Below are 20,508 nucleotides of genomic sequence, written 5' to 3'. Positions count from 1 at the left end.
GTCAGGCCGTGTGGCAGCCGCAGTTGGGTTGCCCGCCGCAACGGTGGCACCAGGGACAGCGGTAGCGGGACCCCGGTGCGATGTGCTGGTCTGCACAAGGCAGTGAAAGCACGTCGGCACCAGCGGTCATGTCCAGGCGGTCACCGTTGGTCTGATCGATCACCGTGTTGCGAGGCCAGAGGATCGGATAGCGCTTGCTGCACGGCCCGCAGACACGTGTGCCCCAGACCGTCCCACACACCTGACACGTGCACTGAAAGGTGTCGCGGTCCCTGGCTTGCACATCGTTGCGTGTGTGACAGCACGGGCAAGTCTCGAACAGCTTGAAGAGTGCGAGCGCGGTGTCGAGGGAGTCGTCGTCGCGAGTTCTCGGCTGCCGCGTCTCGGTACTGGGATCAAGTGCGGCACGTTCCTCCGCGCTGGGGTTGCGCAGGATCGCGATGCGCTGACGGCCGGCGAGCCGGAACCACGCGCCGTTGGCCAGATGCGGAGGTGCCTGCAGCTGGACCTCCGGTGGATACTCCTTGGTGAATCGCAGACCTTGCACTGTCCACCGCAGTGCGCGGGCCATCCTCTCCTCTCCTTCGATTTCGAGTGGGTTGATCGGCACGACGCACACACCTGAACCGAATCCCACCGGATGCAGCCGTTGGCGCAATGACGGTGACAGCGCGGCACGGTCCGCACGTAGGCCTGGGTAGGCGATGATCGCCGGTTCCGGCGTGCGGTTGATCTGGTCGAGCCATTCGGCGCGAACCGGCTCCGGCACGGCCGCGCTCAAGTCGAGCTCAGTCGGGATCACCCTGACCAGGACTTCGTTGCCGGCAGCGAGCGTGACCACGCCGCCGACCGCGATCGACCACGTCAGTTCACCCGCGGGCCCACTCAGCCGAACCGTGGTGCTGTGGCCGGAGATCGGAGTGGCGTCCTGCGGAACGTATCCGAGAACCGCAAGCGCCCGTAGGGACATCGCCGTGACGTAGTCCCGGTAAGCGCGGGGAAATTCGCTGTTCGCGGCCTGGCGGCGCGCGGACTCCCTGGTGTTCTGCACGGCCCACCGCTCCCACAACGCACCTATCCGCCGGTACCTGCGATCGCTCGTGAACAGGTTGGTCCGCATGAGACGGGTGGGCAGCCGAGCCCGGCGGTTCGCACTTCTGAGCACCGGTGTGGAGAGGAGCGCGCGCAGCCTGGCTCTGGCGCTGAGCAGGCGGTCGAGGTTCTCGTTGATCGCGCCGGCCGACGCCGACGTGTCGGAGATCGCCCGCGCCACGAGTCTGGCCACGCGGTCGAGTCTGCGCCAGGACTGCCTGGTGCGGAGCGCCTGTTCGTATTCACTGAGGTCCAGGAGGCCTTCAGCGAGCGTGCTCAGCTCGTGGATCCTGCGGGTGAGGTGTTCGCCGAGCCGGTCGACCAGTTGCGCGGCAACGCGATTTTCGTAGAAGTCCACGTCCTCGACGTAACGCTGAGAAAGCACCCGGAGAGGCCGGATTCGCCCGTGCTCCACGGCCGCCCAGTCCTCCGTATGTGACGCCAGACGTGCCAGGCCTGATGGCGGAACACGGCGAGCCACGTCCGACCGGACCAGCTCCTCAGCACGGTCGAGCCTGTTGTGGGGACGCAGGCACGTGTCGCCCAGCACGTCGAGCTCCGAGATGACGGCGAGATCCAACTCTCCAAGCGCGGTACGTTCTGACGTGTCCGGCACGAACAAGTTCGCCGCTGACCACGAGACTGGGTTCCCCTCGGCTCGCAAGATCCTGGCGATGTCGACGACCGAGTGAACGATCAGCGGATCCGGCCTGCCATCGCGGTCGGTCATCAGCTCTCCCGCCGCCGTTTCTCTTCTTCGAGCAACCTGGTGCTACGCACCGGTGTGCCATTCATGTTGTGGAGGTCCCAGCCCGCAAGCACAGCGTCACTGAGCTTCTCGATGCCGTCCGGCGTCACGTCGTAGCGCCCCCGGATAGAGCGCAGCAGCTTCATGGCCAGGAAATGATCGGCTGCCAAAGCCCGGCCGTCCTGGCCCTCGTCGCCGTAGATGTGGTCCGTCCGTCCTCCGGGCACCGTGCCGGCCTTGGCGGCGGCGACGACCGGGACGAACGACCTGAGCTGTTTTTCCAGGCGAGCGCCCATCACGGCGCGACCGTGCTCGTAGAGGTCTTCGGCCAAGCCGGAAACGAAGTCCACCACAGCCTTCGTATCGGCTTGGTGGGAGGTGGCCGCCGCGTGGAACGCCCGTCGCAGCGCGCGTGTGCCGTACTGGGGAATGTCAGGCGCGGCCATGCGCGGCAGCTGCGGGTGGCGGGTCGGCAGTTCCATGAGGAAGGCGCGGTTGTAGGTCTTGTCCGCGAACTCCAACGTCGACTCGTCCTGGTTCGCCGTGCCAACGAACCAGACGTTGTCAGGCAACGCGATGCGAGCACCGTCGACGAGGTGTTCGGGCGCACGTCCGCTACCTTGGCTGACGAGCTGGATGGGCTCGCCGTCGTTGTTCTCCAGTTTGGACAGCACAACGGAGAAGTACTGCTCGGGACGTGACAGGTTCATCTCGTCCAGCACGATGAAGAACGGCCGGTCGCGGTAAAGGGGAGTCTGCGCCAGATAGAGCGCCTGGAGGAACTCCGACTCCTCGAAGCGGCGCTCGAAGGTGTTGTGGTGACCGAAGAGGTCTGTGCGGTCGCGCCACCCGGCCTGCACCTCGACAACGGCGCACTCCGTGCCCAACGCAGCGGCAAGCGCCTTGGGCAGCGACGTCTTGCCGATCCCGCTCATGCCTTCGAGCAGGTGCAGATTGCTCATCGCAAGGCCACCCAGCACGAGGCAGACGTCGTTGAGGCGGTAGGCGCGTTTGCCTTGGGCGTGCATGAATCCCTGCAGGGACGAAGCCAGTGTGCTGAGGTCGATCGGCGTCGGCGAGACTCCGATCGGCTCGCTCAACCTCGGGTCGTCGTCCATTGCGACACAGCGCGGGAACAACGGTGTGCCGGGATCCGGACGGTCGCGGTACAGCTCCTCGATCGCGGTGCGCAGCTCGGCGATGCGCGTTTCGTAGCCGCGGCGGAGCACCTCGAAATGGCGTTCCGCGTCGTCAAGCTGCTTCATCTGCAGGTTGTTGATGCGGTTCGCGAGGGCATGACCTCGCGCCTCTTCCAGTTCGTACTTCAGCTTGTCCCGTTCGGCGACGAGGCCGCGGTTCTGCTGTTCCAGCCGACGCAACCTGGTGAGGTCGTCGTCCTGCAGCCGCTCCGCGAGCTTGTCGCGCAGCTCGCGGTTGTCCGTCTGCAGCCTGTCGAGTTGTTCTAGCAGATGCGCCGGATCGGACGACCCGATCTTGAGCAGCACTGTCGCCTGTTCGGCCAGCTTGGCGTCGAGGTCTTCGATCACCCTTGCTCTGGACTCGGCCTCGATCCGAATTACGTGCAGATCGCGTTCGAGCGCGCCGATCTCGTCCGTCGCTCGCGCCTGGATCTCCGCCTCGAGGTCTGTCGAAAGCCGGGACAGACGGATGTCCTCGCCCAGTTGCCGACCCCGCTCGAACTCCAGCTCGGAGCGCAGCTCGTCCAGTTCCTTCCTGGTTCGCGCGAGCCGACCGCGTTCCTGGTCCACGTCGGCCAGCCGTTCCCGTCGAACTTCGTCGATCTCGGCCAGATCAGCCGCTCTGAGGTCGGCCAGCTGCGCACGTTCGGCCTCAAGCGTTAGGGCGAGTTCCGTTCGCGCCGCGGCCTCTCGCTCGGCCAGCCGCGACTCGGCTGCCTGATCCCGTTGCCGCATCTGCGCTTCGCGTGCGTCGAGTTCAGCGGTCTGGTCAGCCAGACGTTCACGAAGTCTCTCAGCCTCCGCACGACTCTCGGCCGCAGCGTCGAGATCGGCTTGGGCACGGTTGGTGGCGGTGCGCAGCTGCTCGATGCGTGCCTCCGCATCCCTTTCCCTCGACGCTGCGGCCTCGGCACATCGCTCGTACTCGTCCTTCTGGATTCGCAGCGCGTCGAGCGCGGTCAGCAATCTGTCCGCGTCGTCGCCCACGACTCGTGGAGCGGGATGTGGTGCGGGGGACAGGCCCTCGGTCGTCAGCGCGGCGGCCAGCTCGTCGGTCTCCGCCGCCTCGCGGATCGCCATGGCCACCTCCGCTTCTTTGTCGCGTCGCGCAGAGGCCTTGGTGTTCTTGCGCGATGGCTGGCCGCCGAACTGCGCTTGCCCGCCCTGGGCGTGGCGCCTAGGCCGTTTCGCCATGGATGTCCGAGTCCTTTCCGGACGAGAGGGGAAGATCGAACAGAGGAAGGCCGAGATACGCCGCGGTGGTGTCCTGGGCGAGCCGCCAGGCGGCTTCGCCGTGCTCCAGGTTGAGCGGTTCCGTCCGGGCGTGTGAGGCTGAGTTGCGGTCCCGCGACAGGTTCGTCAAGTCCGTGAGCAGGTGTGGATACGCGGCAGCGAGACGCCGGAACGGATGGTCAGTATCACCGTTCGCGGCGGACACGAGCACGGCACCGAGCAGCTCCGGCGTTTTCGCTTTTGCCGGATTTCTGATCTTGGAACGCAGGTCGCGGCTTAGTACGAAGCTGACCCGCGCTTGTTCGCTGAACGGCATTCTCAACTGCCGGCAGTACGTTCCCAGTTGCCGGGCGAGTGGGTCCGCGAGCTGGCTGACAATGGAGTCCGGCGGCTGATGCTGCTCGACCAGATCACGGAGGATGGCCTCATGTAGGCGCCAGGAGTTGCGGGCTACGTCGCTCAGCTCAGGTGAGCCGTCACCCGAGCGCCGGGCCCTGTTGATGTCCTTTTCGAGCAGTGTGAGGAGCTCGAAGAGGGACTCGTGTTCGCGCAGCTTGCTCGTGAACCGGTCCTCGAGAGTCTCGGCGATCGTTCTGCGCAGCGCGATGTCAAGGAGGTCGTACTCCATCTCGATCGCCTCACTGCTGCGGCCCACGAACCGCTCGACGTATCCGCGCAGCGCCTTCGACTGCTGGACACGGGTCGCGACCAGCTTGCGCAGATAGGTGCTGGGGCGGCCGTTGAAGGGATTGCGCGCGTTCCAGCTCACCATCTTCGCCTCGGCGACGTCGCGCTTGTCCAGCAACAGCGGTACCGGTATCCACACCGGCGTTCCCGAAGTGATCAGTGAAACCCTGGACACGACGCGGTCTGGCGCCGGCCTCTCCCAGCGCCGCACCTTGTCGGCGCCCATCCGCTTCGCCTTCTCACCCCGCCACACGGCTTCGACGATCTGCTCGTTGTCCGGGCTGTCGACGTGCACTGCGGCGGGTGGGCGGACGGCGAGGGCGGTGACGCGCAGCGGGCTTCCCGCGGTGTGGAACCGCATCTCGGCCTTGTCAGATCGCGGCCAGGTCGCCTGGGCGAACTGAGAGTCCAAAGTGGATGCTGGCCACAGTGAGCCGGTCATGACGTCCTGGTACACGTAGGTCGTCACGGTGCGGGTCGGGTCGGGGAACCCGTCACGCAGGGTTCCCCGACCGGCAGGCGTCACCGCGCCGTGGGCGTCGAGGCAGGCCAAAGCTCTGAGATCGGACCTCACCAGTTCGACCAGTTCTTCCTGAAGGCCCAGAAGCGCGCCGATCTCACGGGCGTCTCGCAACCCGGAGCGCGCCAGTCCCAGAACTGCTAGCTGGAACACGTTCAGCCGGTCCTCGTGCACCAGTGGGGACACCACCCGATAGCGCAGCGCGGGCCACAACAGCCACCTTTGAGGCCCGTGGTAACGCACGTGCTCCGGCAGAACGACAGGTGTGCTAACTCCGAATTCCGGCACCGTGCTCCCCCTCGCAGAACTCGCGGAACGCCACGAGACCCTCGGCGACCGAACGTCCCGGGGTGCCAGGCACCTCCGGAGTCGCCGATCGCTCCGCCATCGCCACGTCACCGACGGCGATGAGAAGCCTTCGCTGCCGGCTCATGGCCACGCACATGCGGCTGTCGCTGAGCAGGTGCCCGTAGCGGCGAACGGCGTCCCTGGTGTCGCTCGTCACCAACGGCTGCGGGCTGCTTCGCGTGACGGAGAGGAGCACGACGTCGAACTCCATGCCCTGGAAGGCGTCCACCGTTCCGACCCGCAGCCGCTGACGCGGCCGCGGACCGCGGGTGAACGCCATCGCCGGCACGGGTTCGAACGCGCCCGTGTCGTCGTTCAGCACCCCGAGACCGATGTCGATTAGTGCGCTTTCCAGCAGGTCCTGCTGGCTCCGGTAGAAGGTGATCACACCAAAGGTGAGCTCGCGTTCCGAGTCGAGTGACGCGAGTTCGGCCAGCTCGGCCGCGAGGCGTTTCGCTTCAGCCTCTCGCACCCGGCTGAAGCCCTTCTGTACGTCCCCTCCGGCCTCGTGCCCGACGTCGATCCACACGGCCACCTTCCCGGCGTAGGGGCCCAGTTGGTGCGTCAGCTCCACTGTGGACGGATCTGCTTTGACTGCATCCGGCGACCCGTAGAACACGCGGCTCACGAACGTGCCGAGAGCGGGATGCATGCGGAACTGTGTGTCCAGCCTGATCGTGCGCACCGCCGGTTTCTCGCCGGAGAACAGGTCGAACCAGCGCTCGAAGAGGCTCTTGGACAGCTCCGATCCGTCGAGGGACTTGTTCTTGCGGAGCTCGCGCTCGACCTTCTGCTCCAAGACGTGCGGGAGCTGCTTGTGATCTCCCACCAGGATGATCCGCTTCCTGGCGAAAGCCATCGGGATCATGAGGTCGAGGGGGTTCGCCCGCGCGGCCTCGTCGACGATCACCGTGTCGAATACCGGGTGTGGCGCCTCGAGGACCTTCGACATCTCCATTGAGTTCGCCTGCTGGACGGTCGACGCGAGCACCGCGTTGTACCTCGCGAGCGTGGACTCGACCAGCGCGATGTCCTCCTTGAGGTCGTCTCGGTAGGCCCTCAGTATGTCGTCAGCACTGTCGGAGGTGCCGGCGAACGTCTCTGCCACTTCGTCGGCCAATTCGTGCAGGAGGGCGTCCACCTCGGGGTCGTGGGTCGCGGTGTGCCGGAGTGGCGATCCGTCCACTGTCCGGCTGAGCAATGCTGATCGCGTCGAGGCCAGCTCGGCCAGCAGCTCGGCGTCCGCTTCACGTGCGCTGGCGGCCTTCTCCAGTACAGCCAGAGCTGCGTCGTCCAGCAGTCCTGCCAGCCCGCGAAGTGCGATGACGGCTCGATTCGGACCGTCGTCCTCGAAGGACACCGCCGTCACGCGGATCGAGCGGATGATGCGCGAGATCCGGTTCTTGTCGTCGGCCGCGAGCGCGATGTCGGTTTTGCTCGTGTACCGCAGCCGCGCCACCAGCCGATCCACTTGGTCCCGGAGTCCGCGTGACACGTCCGTGCTGGCGAGGTGCCTGGCCTCGTCCAGCGTCGCGATCAGGTCGGCTCCAGTGACGGGTCGCTGGTCGTAGGCGGAGGCCAGCTGCATGAGCTTGGCCGCGCGATCGCGGTGGAGTGCTTCGGGCCGGTGATCCTCCAGATAACGCTCGACCTTAGCCAGCGTCTCGTCCCGCCACTGCCGGATGCCTTCACGGTCCCGTTCCTGCCGGGTGCTGACTCTGGTCGGCGGCAACCCGAGCCTGCGCGCCTGCCTGGCGACGTTGTCCACGGCGTCGTGCTGAACGCTGGAGATCAGCGTGCGGTTCATGGACACGGTCTTGTCGCCGAGCTCGTCGAGGCACCGCAGCAGATCCGTGATGAACTTGGTCTTGCCGGTGCCGGGTGGTCCCTGGACCAGGAGAAGATCCGGCGTCCGCAGCGCGAGCATCAGTGCTTCCCGTTGGGCGCCAGTCGGTTTGCTCGCATCGGGTGACCGTTTGGTCAGGGAGCTGATGATCCGATCGTGCCTGACGTTCGTCACGGGCTTGACGCCCGGCCGCGGCAGACCCTCGATGAGCAACCGCAGGCCCGGCAGCTCAGCTTGGTCCGTCTCGATGCGTTCACGGGCGACATCGCGCCTGCGAAGCCGTGTGCGGTCACCTGAGAGCGACCGGAACAGGTAGCCGGTCGGAGCCGGCGGATCGTCCCCGCTCAGTGCGAGGTCGAGCGTGCTTTCGCCCCTGGCGACGCGCCGCACCTCGCCGTGCACACCGGGTGTGGACCTTCCTCGGCTGCCGGCCAGTTCCGGTGGCAGTTCGGGCGTCGCCTCGATTTCGAGCAGTTCAGTCCGCCCGGCCACGGCGCCGAGAAACGACTCTGCTCGCTCGCCCGGTTGCAGCTCGAACCGCCACAAGCCGTCGGCGAGCACCTGACAACTCCGGTAGGAGGCCCACTTCAGCCGTTTCGCGTCTTCGAGCAAGGCCTCTCGCTCGATCTCGTTGTAGGACTGCCAGAGGTCCAGGTAACTGCGCCCGTCCGACGCCAGGCCGAGAAGAGCCGCACGAATCGCCTCTGTCGCGTCCGCCGCCTCGCCGCGGTTGACGAAGCGGATGGTGACCGAACTGAGACGCGGCCATCGCCCCCGGCCACGGGTGGGCGCGTCGGTCATCCTGGTGATCCGCAGCTGGCCCTCCACCAGGGAAACGTCTGCCACCCAGCGCATCCCGTGCAGAGTGAACGCCCTGATCCCCAGGGAGAAGTCGTCGGTCGGCCCCCCGCTGTGCACGTAGCGGTGACCGTACTCTCCAGGCACGGGAGGGAGAGCGAACTCCTCGATCAGCCATTTGCTCACTGGCTCGAAGCCGGACTGCGTTCCTTTCACCGCGATGCGCACCTGGTCAGCGACGGCGTCGTCGACTCCGATGTCCATGCGGCGTCCCAGATCAGCCGCCGTGAACGAGTGGCACTGCAGTCCGAGCCGGTCCCCGATCAAGTAGGCGGCCCAAATCACCACGACCCGCCCGTCAGCCGTGAGCCAGTCGAGATCGTCGTTCGGCACCAGGACACGGACCGGAGGCTCGCCACTGACATCCGGAACCAGCTCATGTCCCGTGTTCGACGAGGTCGGGCGCAACGTCACTTCCCGATGCTTCCGGTCTTTGGCCGCGACATTGATCAGCCACCGAGGCGTCTGTGCTCCCGCCGCCAGCCGCACTTCGATCAGTCGTTCGTCGCCCACCCGAAGTTCTTCAGCGAGCACGATCCTGCTCCTGTGGTTGCACGCTCAGGAACCTGTGAGGCTGGCGTTCTAAGCCGAAGTGCAGCGACCACGCGGCTCCGGCCTTCTCGCGCGCTGAACCGCCGGGGCGCAACTGCCGTCCTGCTCCGCCGGTCTGCGGCACGCGGCGCAGCGTCGCGGCGCCTCGATTGCGTACCTTGACCTCGTCACCGCCGTCCCAGTCGAGCTCCGCGAGCACCGCGTCTGGATCAGCGGCGTGGCGAACGGCGGTGCGCGCGGTCACCCCCAACGGCCGCTTCGCCTGCAGAACCAGGGTCAGCTCGCGGTCGACCAGCACCACACCACGCCGCGAGTCGCCCAGACGCGGGAACTCCTCCGAGACCGCGATGACCAGAACCGGTGGGCAAGGGTGACCGCACCATTCACAGCGGTCCCGAGCCACGTAGTAGCTGTGGACGCAATTCTCGCAGACGACAGTGCGGTCTGCCGCCGACCAGAGCGCGTCCGCCCACTCGCCTGCTCCTGGACGTGCACGCGGCTCCGTCAGACCCACTTCGAAGGCACGGCGGAACAGGTCCTCGAGCCGTCTGGTCAGCACGGGCTTGCCTGGATACCCGGAGCTGCTCCGGTTCACGTCATCGGAGCTGTGGTCGATCCACGGCACGAGGCCGAGCTCGGCGTCTTCCTGGTGTTCCAACGGCCCGTTGTTCACGTAGTCGCCCATGAGTGGGTGATTGGTCGTCAACGTTTCGTACGCCATGACCGCGAAGGAATGAACGTCGCTGAACACGGTGTTCCCGGACCTGCGGCGGAGCACTTCCGGCGCGATGTACGGCGGAGTGCCCACGCCCGGTCGTAGGGTGCTGCTCTCTGTCTGCAGGTGGTCCACGTCGATCAGCTGGACTTCCGCGTGCTCCTTGTTCGCGGAGACCAGTACGTTGCCGGGGGAGACGTCGCTGTAGACGATGCCCCGGTCGTGCAGGGTCGCCAGGGCGTTCGCACACTTCGCCAGCAGCACGAGCCGCCTGCGCAGCCCACCGCCCGCGCCGTACCAGGCACCCAGGTCACCCTCCGGTGGCGAGGAAAGATCCCGCATCGGGACCATGTCCTCGAGCAGCGTCATCACGTAACCCGCGACGGGCGATGCCAGGAGCGCCTCGACGCGGGTGATCGGAACGCCTTCCAACGGCAGCCATCGCTGTTGGTCCAAGCGTTCCGCGACGCGGTCGGCCGTGGCGTCCGGCGCGTTGTAGATCTTCACCGCGAACGAGCCGTGTTTCGTGCGGAAGACCTTGCCCTCACCGCCTTGGCCGAGCGGGTCGTCAGTGATGAGTTCCAGGTTGAGACCGCTGACCGTGCGCACGTTCGCAGGCCAGTCACCGATGACTGCGCTCATGGTCAGTCGAGATCCGCCAGACGCACTGCCTGCCGCCCCGTGCGCTGGTGGAGCATGCCGGTGACGGTAGCGGTCACCCACCGGAAGAGGTTGGTGATCTCGTGCACCTGGTCCGTGCGCAGGACGGTGAGGTCCGGGGTGCTGAACTCCGCCAGCACCTCGTCCGCATCAGCCGTGCGGTCGGCACCAACACCAATGGCGACCCTCATGGCGCGGCGTCCCCAACGACAAGAGAGCAACGCGTTGAGCGGCTCCTCCCAGTCGTCTGTCGGCACACCGTCCGATACGAGGATCAGCGTGGGCGGGAATGATCTTTCGGGTACTGCCGTGGGATCGTCGAGCACGGCTTGCGCGACTGCGAAGGCGCTGCCCATGGGCGTACGGCCACGCGGCAACATGTCTGCCCACCGAGCTTGTGAAGCGGGAACCATCGGCTGGTGCAGTTTGGCTTCTTCCCCGCCGAACGCGACTACCGCGACGTGGATCTCCCCGCGAACCGAGTCCTCAGCGCCGAAGGCTGAGAGCATCGCGCCGATGCTGCGGTTGAGCAGAGCGATCTTCTCCCCGTCCATGCTTCCGCTGATGTCAGCCAGGATCACCACGGGCATTGGCCGCGGTGTCTGCCGGGACTGGGCGGACAACAGTCCTCTGGCCCCGAGGTCTCGCGATGCCTGTGCTGTCCCATCCCCCTGGATCACGTCCAGTCCTCTCTCCACCCGAATCCGCCTGCATATGCGGATGCCCAGCTGCGCGGAGCCGGTCAGAATCTCACCCAACGAACGAGAGGTCAACTGTCAATCATGACCTGTCATACGTGCCTGTTCAGTGCTCGTTTATGAAGCAACCTAGCATTTGCGACCAAAGGAAGCTGTTGCTTTGAGCAGATGCCTCCTCGATCGCGTGCCCGTGCGCGGACATCAGGCGCTGTCGTGACGCCAGTGGAGCTTGCTGCTCTGCCTGACAGATACGTGCAAACGAATGAGGCGGGGGCCACTGCTGTGGAGCATCAGAGTCGGTGACCCCACCTGGCCGTCTAGATGGTTGATTCCAAGGTCAGTGGTCGTAGGCGATCAGTGAGCGTTTGACGGGCTGGGCGGTGTGGTCGTTGTGCCAGATCGCGGCGGTCAGGGCGAGGATGCGTTGCAGGACTCGGACGATGACGCCGGCGCGTGTGCGTCCGCCGTGGCGTTCGAGGTCGAGCTGGCCTTTGAACGTCTGGTTGATCGACTCGATGGTCTGGCGCAGCGGCTTGAACAGTCGTGCGCCAGGCCGCGGGGCCTCGCCCTTGCGGGCCTGTCGTAACAGCACGATCCCGGCGGTGCGCAGGGCATGCTCGAAGTCGCGGCCGTAGTAGTGCTTGTCCGCGATCAGTGTCTGGCCTTGCCGGTCTGCGACCAGGTCCAGGTCTTCCTCGAGCATGCCCAGCAGAGTCTGCCGCTCGTCGGCTTTGGCGCCGGTCAGAGCGAACGCGATGGGCAGGCCGCCCAGGGTGCAGACCAGGTGCAGGCGTAGCCCCCAGAAGAACCGGGAGTGGCTGGAGCAGTAGCCGAACTGCGCCCACCCGGCAAGATCTGAGCGTTTCGAGGTCTCGCGGGAACGACCGCACTCGACCGGGGTGGAGTCGGCCAGCCACACGTCATCGGTCCACAACGTCGTGTCGACGGCCAGTAGCCGGATCATCGACCGGATCAGTGCCGCAGCGCGGCGCAGCCGCTTGTTGTAGCCGGGCTGCTGGGGCAGATAGCGGAACAGATGCCCCAGATGCGCTCGGGCATGCCGCAACCAGCGGGCCTCGGACGTGAAGCCCAGCAACGCCTGCATCACCGCGAGCGTGACGAGTTCGGCGTCGGTCAGCTGGGGCTTGATCCCGATCTTCGGCCGCCACGGCGCTAACCCCGGTGCCCCTGCCAGCAGATCATCAGTTCTCACATAGAGTGCGGTCGCGAGGGTGTCCACTTCATTCGTCACACAATGATCATGGACACCCTCGTCCCATGCCTGGATCCAGGCCTACCCCTTGGAATCAACCATCTAGTTCGTTTCTGTGTCGTTTTGGACGTCTTTGCCCATCGCCGAGCTGATCAGGGCTAGTAGTTCGCTCTCTCGGGCGGTCATCGCGGCCTGGAAGTCGTCGGCGCGCAACGCCTCGGGGGAAATCTGGTGTGACTGCACGTTGAGGTCGACCTGTTCGAGGGTCGTCTCGGCGCTCTTGGCGAGTCCGCGCAGGTATGTGGAGGGTGCGCGGCCTCCGATGATCCGGTTGGTGCGGGCGGTCAGCGGCGTCTTGTTGAGGATGGAGTTGTAGTCAGTGGTCAGGCTCGTACTCGAAGTCATACCCACGCTCGCGCAGATAGTGCTCGAAACGCGCTTCGGCTGGACCGCCGATCTTGCTTACACGTACAGCAGGCGCACAGGTGACGGGCTTGACCACCGAGATAGGCGAGTGACCATCGAGATACCGGCTCGAGCTTGGTCGGCCACGCCAGCGGCAGCCACGTCGCGCTAGTGGAGGCTGGACACGAGCGCCTCACTTAAGGGTCGCCACGTAGTGGGCTTTGGTCGGTGGCGGCGTCGCCGACGTGTTTGTGCGCGTAACGAACGTGACGAGGGTGTCGATCTGTTGAGCGGGAGCGCGGGCAGCACCTACAGCAGCTGGTTGTCTCGTCGCGTTGTCTGAAGTGGCGCGGAGGCATGTTCTGCTTGTCGGCCGGAGCAGCGCTGAGCGCTGCAGGTCGTGACATGGCAGCTGCCTGATGAGTTCGGCGAGGTCTGCTTACTGGTCCGCAGTGACAGGGGAGGCTTGGTGCAGGCACACACGCACACGCCGGCGATCATCTTCGGGCATCACATCCGGTATGTTGTGCCGCTATTTCAGCGCCCGTATGTCTGGAATCAAGATGATCAGTGGCAGCCGCTGTGGGACGACGTACGTACGCTGACCGAGCGTCTGCTCGATGCCCCGCAGCCTGTGTACGGGGCGCCGCCGGTGCCTCCGCACTTCTTGGGCGCGATCGTGCTGGACCAGCAGATCACACCGTCCGGTTTCATCGCTGCGCGCCACATCATCGATGGACAGCAACGGCTGACCACGTTGCAGCTTCTGCTCGACGCTGCTCAATGGGTTGTGGAGCAACACGGTGCTGACATCGATGCGCAGGCGCTCAAGACGTTGGTGCTGAACGACTCCACCCTCACCAAGCATGCCGATCACGTGTTCAAGGTCTGGCCCACGGACCGCGACCAGGACGCCTTCCGGGCCGTCATGGACAACACCGTTCAACTACCGCCAGACCCGGCCACATCGAAAATCGTCCAGGCCCATGAGTTCTTCGTCGACCAGATCACCGAGTGGGCCGACGTAACCGGCGACGCGGCCAAGGTCGGCGCCCGGCTGAACGCTCTGGTCCGAGCGCTACGTGATCATCTCAAAATCGTTGCGATCGATCTCGAGCCCGGCGACAACGCACAGGTCATCTTCGAAACTCTCAACCACCGCGGCAGCCCGCTGCTGGCCGCGGACCTCATCAAGAACCTGATCTTTCAGCTCGCCCAGGCCGAGGGCGCGGACGTCCACTATCTCTACAACACCTACTGGAAACCTCTCGACAGCGACTACTGGCGTCAACTCGTCGCTCAAGGCCGCCGCCGCAGGCCACGGATCGACCTGTTCCTCAACCACTGGCTCACGATGAAGTTGCTGCGTGGGGTCGCGGGTGACCGCGTCTTCACCGACTTCCGAGACCATGTGTTCACCCACCGCCCAGCCATCGCCGACCTGCTCGCCGAGCTCGCCGCCGACGCGCAGGTGTACCAGCAGATGGAGAACCTCGCACCGGACAGCATCGAGGGCGTGTTCCACTACAGGGTCATCCGCGCGCTCGACTCCGCTGTAGTCAGCCCCTTCCTTCTGTGGATCCTGCGCTGGTCGGCCACCGACATGCCAGCGCAGCAGCGCACCAAGGCAATCACCGCCCTGGAGAGCTGGATCGTCCGGCGCGCACTGACCAGAGCCACCGCCAAAGACCTCAACCGCATGATCCTCGATCTGCTGCGCGCCCTGGACAACGATGGACCCGCACGAGCCGGCGACACCGTCGAAACAGTCCTCGCCACGCAACAAGCGGAGTCCCGTTACTGGCCCGACGATCGGACTTTGCACCGTGTGCTCGAGACACAGCCGATCTACAAGATCCTCACCAGGCCCCGCATGCGCATGCTGCTTGAGGCCCTGGAGAACTCGCTCCGCGGACCGCTCGGCGAAGGACAGGCGTGCCCGCGGAACCTGACCGTGGAACACGTCATGCCCCAAGCGTGGCGAGAGCACTGGGGCGCTGATATCGACGGCGACCACAACGCCACAGCCGAGCGTGATCAGCTTGTGCACACGTTAGGAAACCTCACCCTCGTGAACGGCAAGCTCAACCCGACCTTGTCGAACCGGCCCTGGACCGACGACGACACCGCTACGCGGGGACTGGCGGGCGGAGGCAAGCGCGCCTATCTGCTTCGCCACAGCCAGCTCAAACTCAACGCCATCCTCGTTGTACAGCACGAAGCCACCTGGACAGAACACGACATCCGTGAGCGCACCAGCAAGCTCGTACACCGCATCGCCAGCATCTGGCCTCGACCTGCAGGAGCAGTCCGCCCACAGCAGCCGACGTCAGCCGACGCCACTGACGACCTCGTGATCCACAACGACGATGACGAAAACGAGGGAGCAACGGTCGCTTCGCATACGGGCAAATACCGATCGCTGTGGCGATGGCTTCGACAGCAATCAGGCAACGACATCTCGCTCAGCTTCGCCCAGGTCGAACAGATCCTCGACGGACCTCTACCGCCCTCCGCACGCAACCACCTTCCACACTGGTACGGCTACGACGGCACCGCCCTCGGCCGGGCAATCCGCGACGCCGGCTGGAAAGCCACACACGTCAACCTGATCGACGAACATGTCACCTTCGTGCAGGTCAGCGGCTAAGCGAGCCAAGCCGTACTTACAATCGACCGATTCCGAGCGCGAAGGGAGCTGCACCCAGTGGCACAGAGGGATGAGCCCGACGAAATCGTCGTTCGTATTACCGGTGATCGCGCCATCGTGATCGGTCCCGAGGCGAAGTGTTCGCGTTGGGGCCGCCGGATCGCCGATCTTGCCGCTGGGGAGTGGAGTTCTCTGCTGCGGGCATTGGAGCCGGCGACCCGGGCTTTCGTCGAGTCACAGCGCTGGGCCGGCGGTCTAGTTGAGCTCGACGCCGTCTCTCGGGCGATGTGGTCGACAGCCCGGAAAGTCACCGAGGAGGGCGACTGGGTACAAGCCGTCCTTCGTGACGAAAGCGGCAAGTTCGCGCATCTGATGAGGGTCCGTCCCGGTAGTGGTGTCGCCATCCTGGCGGGTGGGGCCGCAGTCCTGAGCGCCATCGCGACACAGGCTCAGGCCGCCCAAATGGCCCGAGATATCAGCGTCATCCGGCAGCGAGTGGCCGACGTCTACCAACACCTGCAGTCTGATCAAGTCGGTGCAGTCGAGAACGCCATAGAGCGTGTCGACGATCTGGTGACGCGACTTCGTGAACACGGTACGGACGGCATCGAGGCGAGCGAGATCCCGATCGCTCGAAATGGCCTGGGCGATGCGATGCACAAGTGCGTGCGTCACCTAAAAGATGCGGTGACGAGGTTGGAAGAGGGCGACCCAACGACGTCGCATCAAGCGAGGAAGATCGTCAGCGATGAAGCCGTCGAAAAGGTGATGCTCTACCTCGATCTGCTCGGGAAGATCCACCTCGCTGTAGTGCAACTGGAACTCGCGCAGATCGCGGTCTGCTTCCACGACGGAAATCTTGGTCTCGTCAGAACCCGGACTGTGAGCATGACCCGATCCGCGGCCCGGTTTCGTGCTGAGATCGACGATGTGCGTGGTCGACTCGCCCAATTGGACGCCGATATCCGCAAGCTGTTCCGGCCAAAATGGCAGCACCTGATCCAACCAGGCCAAGCACTAGAGGTAGCCAGTACTGGTGCCGCTTATGTCGGCGCCCGCATGCTAGCGCCAGGCAGAACGGTTCGAGTTCCTGGATTTTCTACCCCGATCCCATGGAGTATGGCAGTCGCCGGGTTCGGCGTGATGTCGACACTCGGCAAAGGTGCCAAAAATGCCGCGCTCCAGGCCCGCGCGGAAAAGGAGCTGGATGACTGGCTGGAGCGGCTCGCTGAGTCCCGGAACAGAAGCGTCGAAACCCTCGACGGGGCGATACCGAGTCTGGAGATGCTCCAGACCTTGACCGGGGAGCTTGCGTTTCTCGCTGGTGAGGACTCATCAGCATGATCAGACTGGTTGAGGCGGGACGTCCCCGGAAGGGGTCCTCGATCTAGCATCCGCTCCGAAGGCAGGCCGCGTAAGCCGTTATGTCTAGAACGAGGGCGGCGCCCTTGAAGTCGAACGATCGACTGATACAGACGCCACCGGACGTCGTGCCGGGATCGTCCTGAGCCCGCACCAGAGTCAAACCGGGGTCAAGGGAGCAGGCCAGCCGAGACCCCGTCCAGACCGGCGGGCTCCTGCGAACTTGAGTCCATCTATCCCTGGTCGTCCTGGATGTAGGTGGCGCCTGTCCGGCCGTGGGTTTGTCGATCGACACGCAACGGTGCATGAGGCGTGACAAACGGATGCGTCTGTGGCATTCTGCTCGGCTCGCATCCACATGATCCACGGCGAGCTGGAGCCGGATGACGTGGAGTGCTGTCGTGATTAGGAGAACTCTTGAGGAGTTGCAGACGCCGGACGTCCAGACGTTGGCGTTCACCCCGTATGGGCTCGGCATCACCCATACGCTGACGCCCGAGGCGGCTCTGGAATACCAGCAGGATGTCCTTGCAAGCACCGACCTCGCGGACGCCGTCGCCCACGGCACGAAGGCCAGCTTTGATCGAGCGCGAAAGGCCTTCGAGTACGGCGTTCTCGACTACGAGTTCTTCACGATGGCTGGCGACCTCGCGCGGCTGACGATCGAGCAGGCGCTGCGCGACCGGTTTCTTGAGTACTACGAATGGAACATCCCGTTCGTCAACAAGCGTGGCGAGAAGCGCTGGCACCCGGTCCGGACGTTCGACGACGTGCGAGACGCCCTCGACAAGCTGCGCAAGAAGAAGAACGCCGAGTGGCAGCTGTGGCTTCCCCGAACACGCGGCACCATCGAGTTCAACGGCATGCTGGCAGGGCTATTCAGCTGGGCCCGCCGGGAAGGCCTGCTGCCCGGACAATGGGCCCGACGTCTGCAAAAGCCACAGGTGGACCTGAGGAACACGGTCGCGCACCCATCGGGCTACAACCTGGGCACACCAGTTGACGCGGCACGAGCCATCCGCGACATCGCCGAGATCATCAACTGCCTGTGGGGCGTTCGTACCCCAGGAGGACGGCTGCATCCCGCACCCGTGCGACGCGAAGTGTTGGCGATCATGTGGGACGACAACCGCATCACCATCGGACCAGTGGGCGTGCTGCGTGATGTCGAGGATGCACAGGTCGTGACATGCATGCTAGTTCGCGCCGTTCCGGACGACGTCGATCTCATGCAGTTCGACGCAATGTTCGAGACGACGCGGTATCCAAGTGAGTTGCTCTGGGGTCCAGGCACACCGCACGACGCACTGGAGTGGCATGAGCAGAGCGACATCTCCGGCGACGAGGTCGATCATCTTGATCGACTGCTGTTGATCCGCCTTCACGACGGTCAACTGGAACCGCCGCGCCGCCCGGACGTGGCCGCCGGCTTCGCTGCGCAGCAGCCAGACGGCGTGTGGTACCTGGTTCGCGCCGACGACCCACAGACCGCATACGGTCATCTTCGTGACGTCTTGGCCGGCGATCAGGCGCATGCGTCGAGCGGACCGTGCTCGCGGTGCGCTGCAGACTCTGTCTGCTCCGGAAGCTGGCACGAGGTCTCAGCGATGTGCCAGCAACTGGGAGTCAGTATCGCCGAAACCCCCATGCCTGACGTGCGAGTCCCCTCACCCCTGCCGCGATGGGGTGAGTCTGGCCAGTAGACACCCTGAGTTCTCACCGGCACCGTGAGCACGGCAGGCGTGATCATGAGGGAGTGTCGTCGTGGGCATTCAAGACCAGGCCAAGTACTCCGGAACGTCCCTGTCGCGGTTCCTAGATGAACATCTGCCGCACAGGGACTCCGTGGTTGAAGCGTGGGTCGAGAAGCTGGCCTCCGCAAATCGAAATGGCGCTCTGGCGCGACCCAACGGACGCGACAGCATCGGGTGGGCGCTGGAACTTCGCATCGGTCTGGATCTGGCCGATGCGCCTCCGCGGCTGCAGGAGCTGTCCTATCTCCCCGCCGACCGCTGTGCGGCGTTGCTCGCCGCTGCCGGATTCGAGCACACGCCGGTTCGTGTACTGCCTGGGAGCGGAACGACGGATCCTGTCCTGCGTCATTGGACACGAGCCCGCCACCCGATCAGCGTGGATGAGGGACAGCGAGCTTCCTTGTCGGCCTGCTTGCACCTCGACTCGTTCAGACAGCCCATGCATCGCTGGGGAGCCAAGCGCACAGTCGACGAACGCCGCGCGCTGTTTGCCAGCGCGGTGATGCAAGAACAGGGCTTCGAGGGCAGCCCCGAACTTCTTGAGGCGTTGTGCCAGGGTTGGGAGGTTTACCTGGACCGAGGCCGCCAACCGCTGCTTGCGTTGGGCGACAAAGTGATCATTGCGCCGGAACTGGCGAACGGGTACGGAGTAGCTGACTTGGTGATCGGTCGGACGTTGGTCGACGTCAAGCTCGCCGTCGAACCCTCCCAGGCGGATGTAGCCGTATGGGTCTGCTGCACCGATAGGTGACATCTGAGTTGGCTTGCCGTGATGGCGAGCTGGGAGGATGTCGCTGTGCCCAAGCCCTATCCCCAGGAGTTCCGCGACGATGTCGTGCGGGTCGCCCGTGACCGCGAGCCCGGCGTGACCGTCGAGCAGATCGCCAAGGACTTCGGGGTCCACCCAATGACGTTGTTCAAGTGGCTGCGCCAGGCCGAGATCGAGGACGGCGCCAAGCCCGGTGCGAGCCGGGCCGAGTCGGCCGAGCTGCGCGAGGCGCGTAAGCGGATCAAGCTGCTGGAGCAGGAGAACGAGGTCCTGCGCCGGGCGACCGCGTACTTGTCGCAGGCGAACCTGCCGGGAAAAGGCTCTACCCGCTCGTGAACGAGCTGGCCGCGGACGGGATTCCCGTCGCGGTGACGTGCCGGGTGTTGAACATCGCTCGACAGCCGTACTACCGGTGGCGTGCCCGCCCGGTCGCCGTCACTGAACTCGAGCGGGCGCGGCGGGCGAACGCGTTGTTCGACGCGCACCGCGATGATCCGGAGTTCGGCTACCGGTTCCTGGCCGACGAGGCGCGCGACGCCGGCCTGTCGATGTCGGATCGGACCGCGTGGCGGATCTGCTCGTCGATGGGCTGGTGGAGCGCGTTCGGCAAGAAACGCGGCCGCAACGGCAAGAAGGCCGGCCCGCCGGTCCATGACGATCTGGTCCGGCGTGACTTCACCGCGACCGCGCCGAACCTGTTGTGGCTGGCCGACATCACCGAACACCGCACCACAGAAGGAAAGTTGTATCTGTGCGCGGTCAAGGACGTCTGCTCCAACCGGATCGTCGGCTACTCGATCGATTCCCGGATGAAGTCCCGCCTCGCCGTCACCGCGCTCACCAACGCCCTCGCCCGCCGCGGTGACGTCGCCGGCTGCGTGGTGCACACCGACCGCGGATCGCAATTCCGATCAAGGAAGTTCGTCCGTGCACTTGCTCGCCACGGCCTGTCCGGGTCGATGGGCAGGGTGGGCGCGGCGGGTGACAACGCGGCGATGGAAAGCTTCTTCGCGTTGCTGCAGAACAATGTTCTCGACCGGCGCTCCTGGTCCACCCGTGACGAGCTGCGGATCGCGATCGTCACCTGGATCGAACGCACCTACCACCGCCGCCGACGCCAAGCCGCCCTCGGCAGGTTGACCCCCATCGAATACGAAGTAATCATGTCCACGCCAGCCAGTCAGGCTGCGTGACTACAA

General features: G+C 65.2%; 13 protein-coding genes. 5 read left to right on the top strand and 8 right to left on the bottom strand.

Translation table 11 applies throughout. The features are described from left to right. Position 1 precedes the first annotated feature (1 nt). From ND450_RS19710 to ND450_RS19675, 8 genes are all read right to left on the bottom strand, one after another. Complete coding sequence (locus tag ND450_RS19710; protein WP_253327531.1) at positions 2 to 1,822, bottom strand: hypothetical protein; 1,821 nt, start codon at positions 1,820 to 1,822, stop codon at positions 2 to 4. Then, positions 1,822 to 4,119 (bottom strand): AAA family ATPase, encoded by a 2,298-nt coding sequence (locus ND450_RS19705; RefSeq protein ID WP_253327530.1) that lies wholly within the window; start codon positions 4,117 to 4,119, stop codon positions 1,822 to 1,824. The genes ND450_RS19710 and ND450_RS19705 overlap by 1 nt, the downstream gene beginning before the upstream one ends. A 97-nt stretch (positions 4,120 to 4,216) precedes the next feature. Next, positions 4,217 to 5,692: a hypothetical protein gene (locus tag ND450_RS19700; RefSeq protein ID WP_253327529.1), complete on the bottom strand. Its 1,476-nt coding sequence runs from the start codon at positions 5,690 to 5,692 to the stop codon at positions 4,217 to 4,219. A 55-nt stretch (positions 5,693 to 5,747) separates the two neighbouring features. After that, the gene (locus tag ND450_RS19695) at positions 5,748 to 8,864 is read right to left on the bottom strand and encodes a DEAD/DEAH box helicase (protein WP_253327528.1); all 3,117 of its coding nucleotides are present in this window, start codon (positions 8,862 to 8,864) and stop codon (positions 5,748 to 5,750) included. 190 nt (positions 8,865 to 9,054) lie between these two features. Further along, entirely contained in the window at positions 9,055 to 10,440 is a 1,386-nt protein-coding gene (locus tag ND450_RS19690) for a protein kinase (protein WP_253327527.1), read from the bottom strand. Positions 10,441 to 10,442: 2 nt separating this feature from the next. Then, on the bottom strand, positions 10,443 to 11,048 hold the full coding sequence (locus tag ND450_RS19685) for a VWA domain-containing protein (RefSeq protein ID WP_253327526.1): 606 nt from the start codon (positions 11,046 to 11,048) through the stop codon (positions 10,443 to 10,445). A gap of 445 nt (positions 11,049 to 11,493) precedes the next feature. Beyond that, positions 11,494 to 12,408, bottom strand: coding sequence for an IS982 family transposase (locus ND450_RS19680; protein WP_253327525.1), 915 nt, complete (start codon positions 12,406 to 12,408; stop codon positions 11,494 to 11,496). 63 nt (positions 12,409 to 12,471) lie between these two features. Then, the gene (locus tag ND450_RS19675; protein ID WP_253327524.1) at positions 12,472 to 12,774 is read right to left on the bottom strand and encodes a hypothetical protein; all 303 of its coding nucleotides are present in this window, start codon (positions 12,772 to 12,774) and stop codon (positions 12,472 to 12,474) included. Between the two features lie 469 nt (positions 12,775 to 13,243). On the opposite strand from ND450_RS19675, the gene ND450_RS19670 reads away from it, so the two are divergent. From ND450_RS19670 to ND450_RS19650, 5 genes are all read left to right on the top strand, one after another. After that, complete coding sequence (locus ND450_RS19670) at positions 13,244 to 15,424, top strand: DUF262 domain-containing protein (protein WP_253327523.1); 2,181 nt, start codon at positions 13,244 to 13,246, stop codon at positions 15,422 to 15,424. A 57-nt stretch (positions 15,425 to 15,481) separates the two neighbouring features. Continuing rightward, positions 15,482 to 16,768: a hypothetical protein gene (locus ND450_RS19665; RefSeq protein WP_253327522.1), complete on the top strand. Its 1,287-nt coding sequence runs from the start codon at positions 15,482 to 15,484 to the stop codon at positions 16,766 to 16,768. A gap of 443 nt (positions 16,769 to 17,211) precedes the next feature. Next, positions 17,212 to 18,489, top strand: a complete 1,278-nt coding sequence (locus tag ND450_RS19660) for a hypothetical protein (protein WP_253327521.1) — start codon at positions 17,212 to 17,214, stop codon at positions 18,487 to 18,489. 61 nt (positions 18,490 to 18,550) lie between these two features. Beyond that, complete coding sequence (locus tag ND450_RS19655; protein ID WP_253327520.1) at positions 18,551 to 19,291, top strand: hypothetical protein; 741 nt, start codon at positions 18,551 to 18,553, stop codon at positions 19,289 to 19,291. Positions 19,292 to 19,336: 45 nt separating this feature from the next. Continuing rightward, positions 19,337 to 20,502 (top strand): IS3 family transposase gene (locus ND450_RS19650; protein WP_253325604.1). Its coding sequence is split into 2 segments (ribosomal slippage): positions 19,337 to 19,621 and positions 19,624 to 20,502, totalling 1,164 coding nucleotides; the frame shifts between segments, so codons are not numbered across the junction. Positions 20,503 to 20,508 lie beyond the last annotated feature (6 nt).

Source organism: Lentzea sp. HUAS12 (assembly GCF_024125735.1).
In the GTDB taxonomy this organism is placed as follows: Bacteria; Actinomycetota; Actinomycetes; order Mycobacteriales; family Pseudonocardiaceae; genus Lentzea; species Lentzea albida.
Note: the sequence above shows the minus strand (reverse complement) of the source record. Positions and strands in the feature narration are given on the sequence as shown.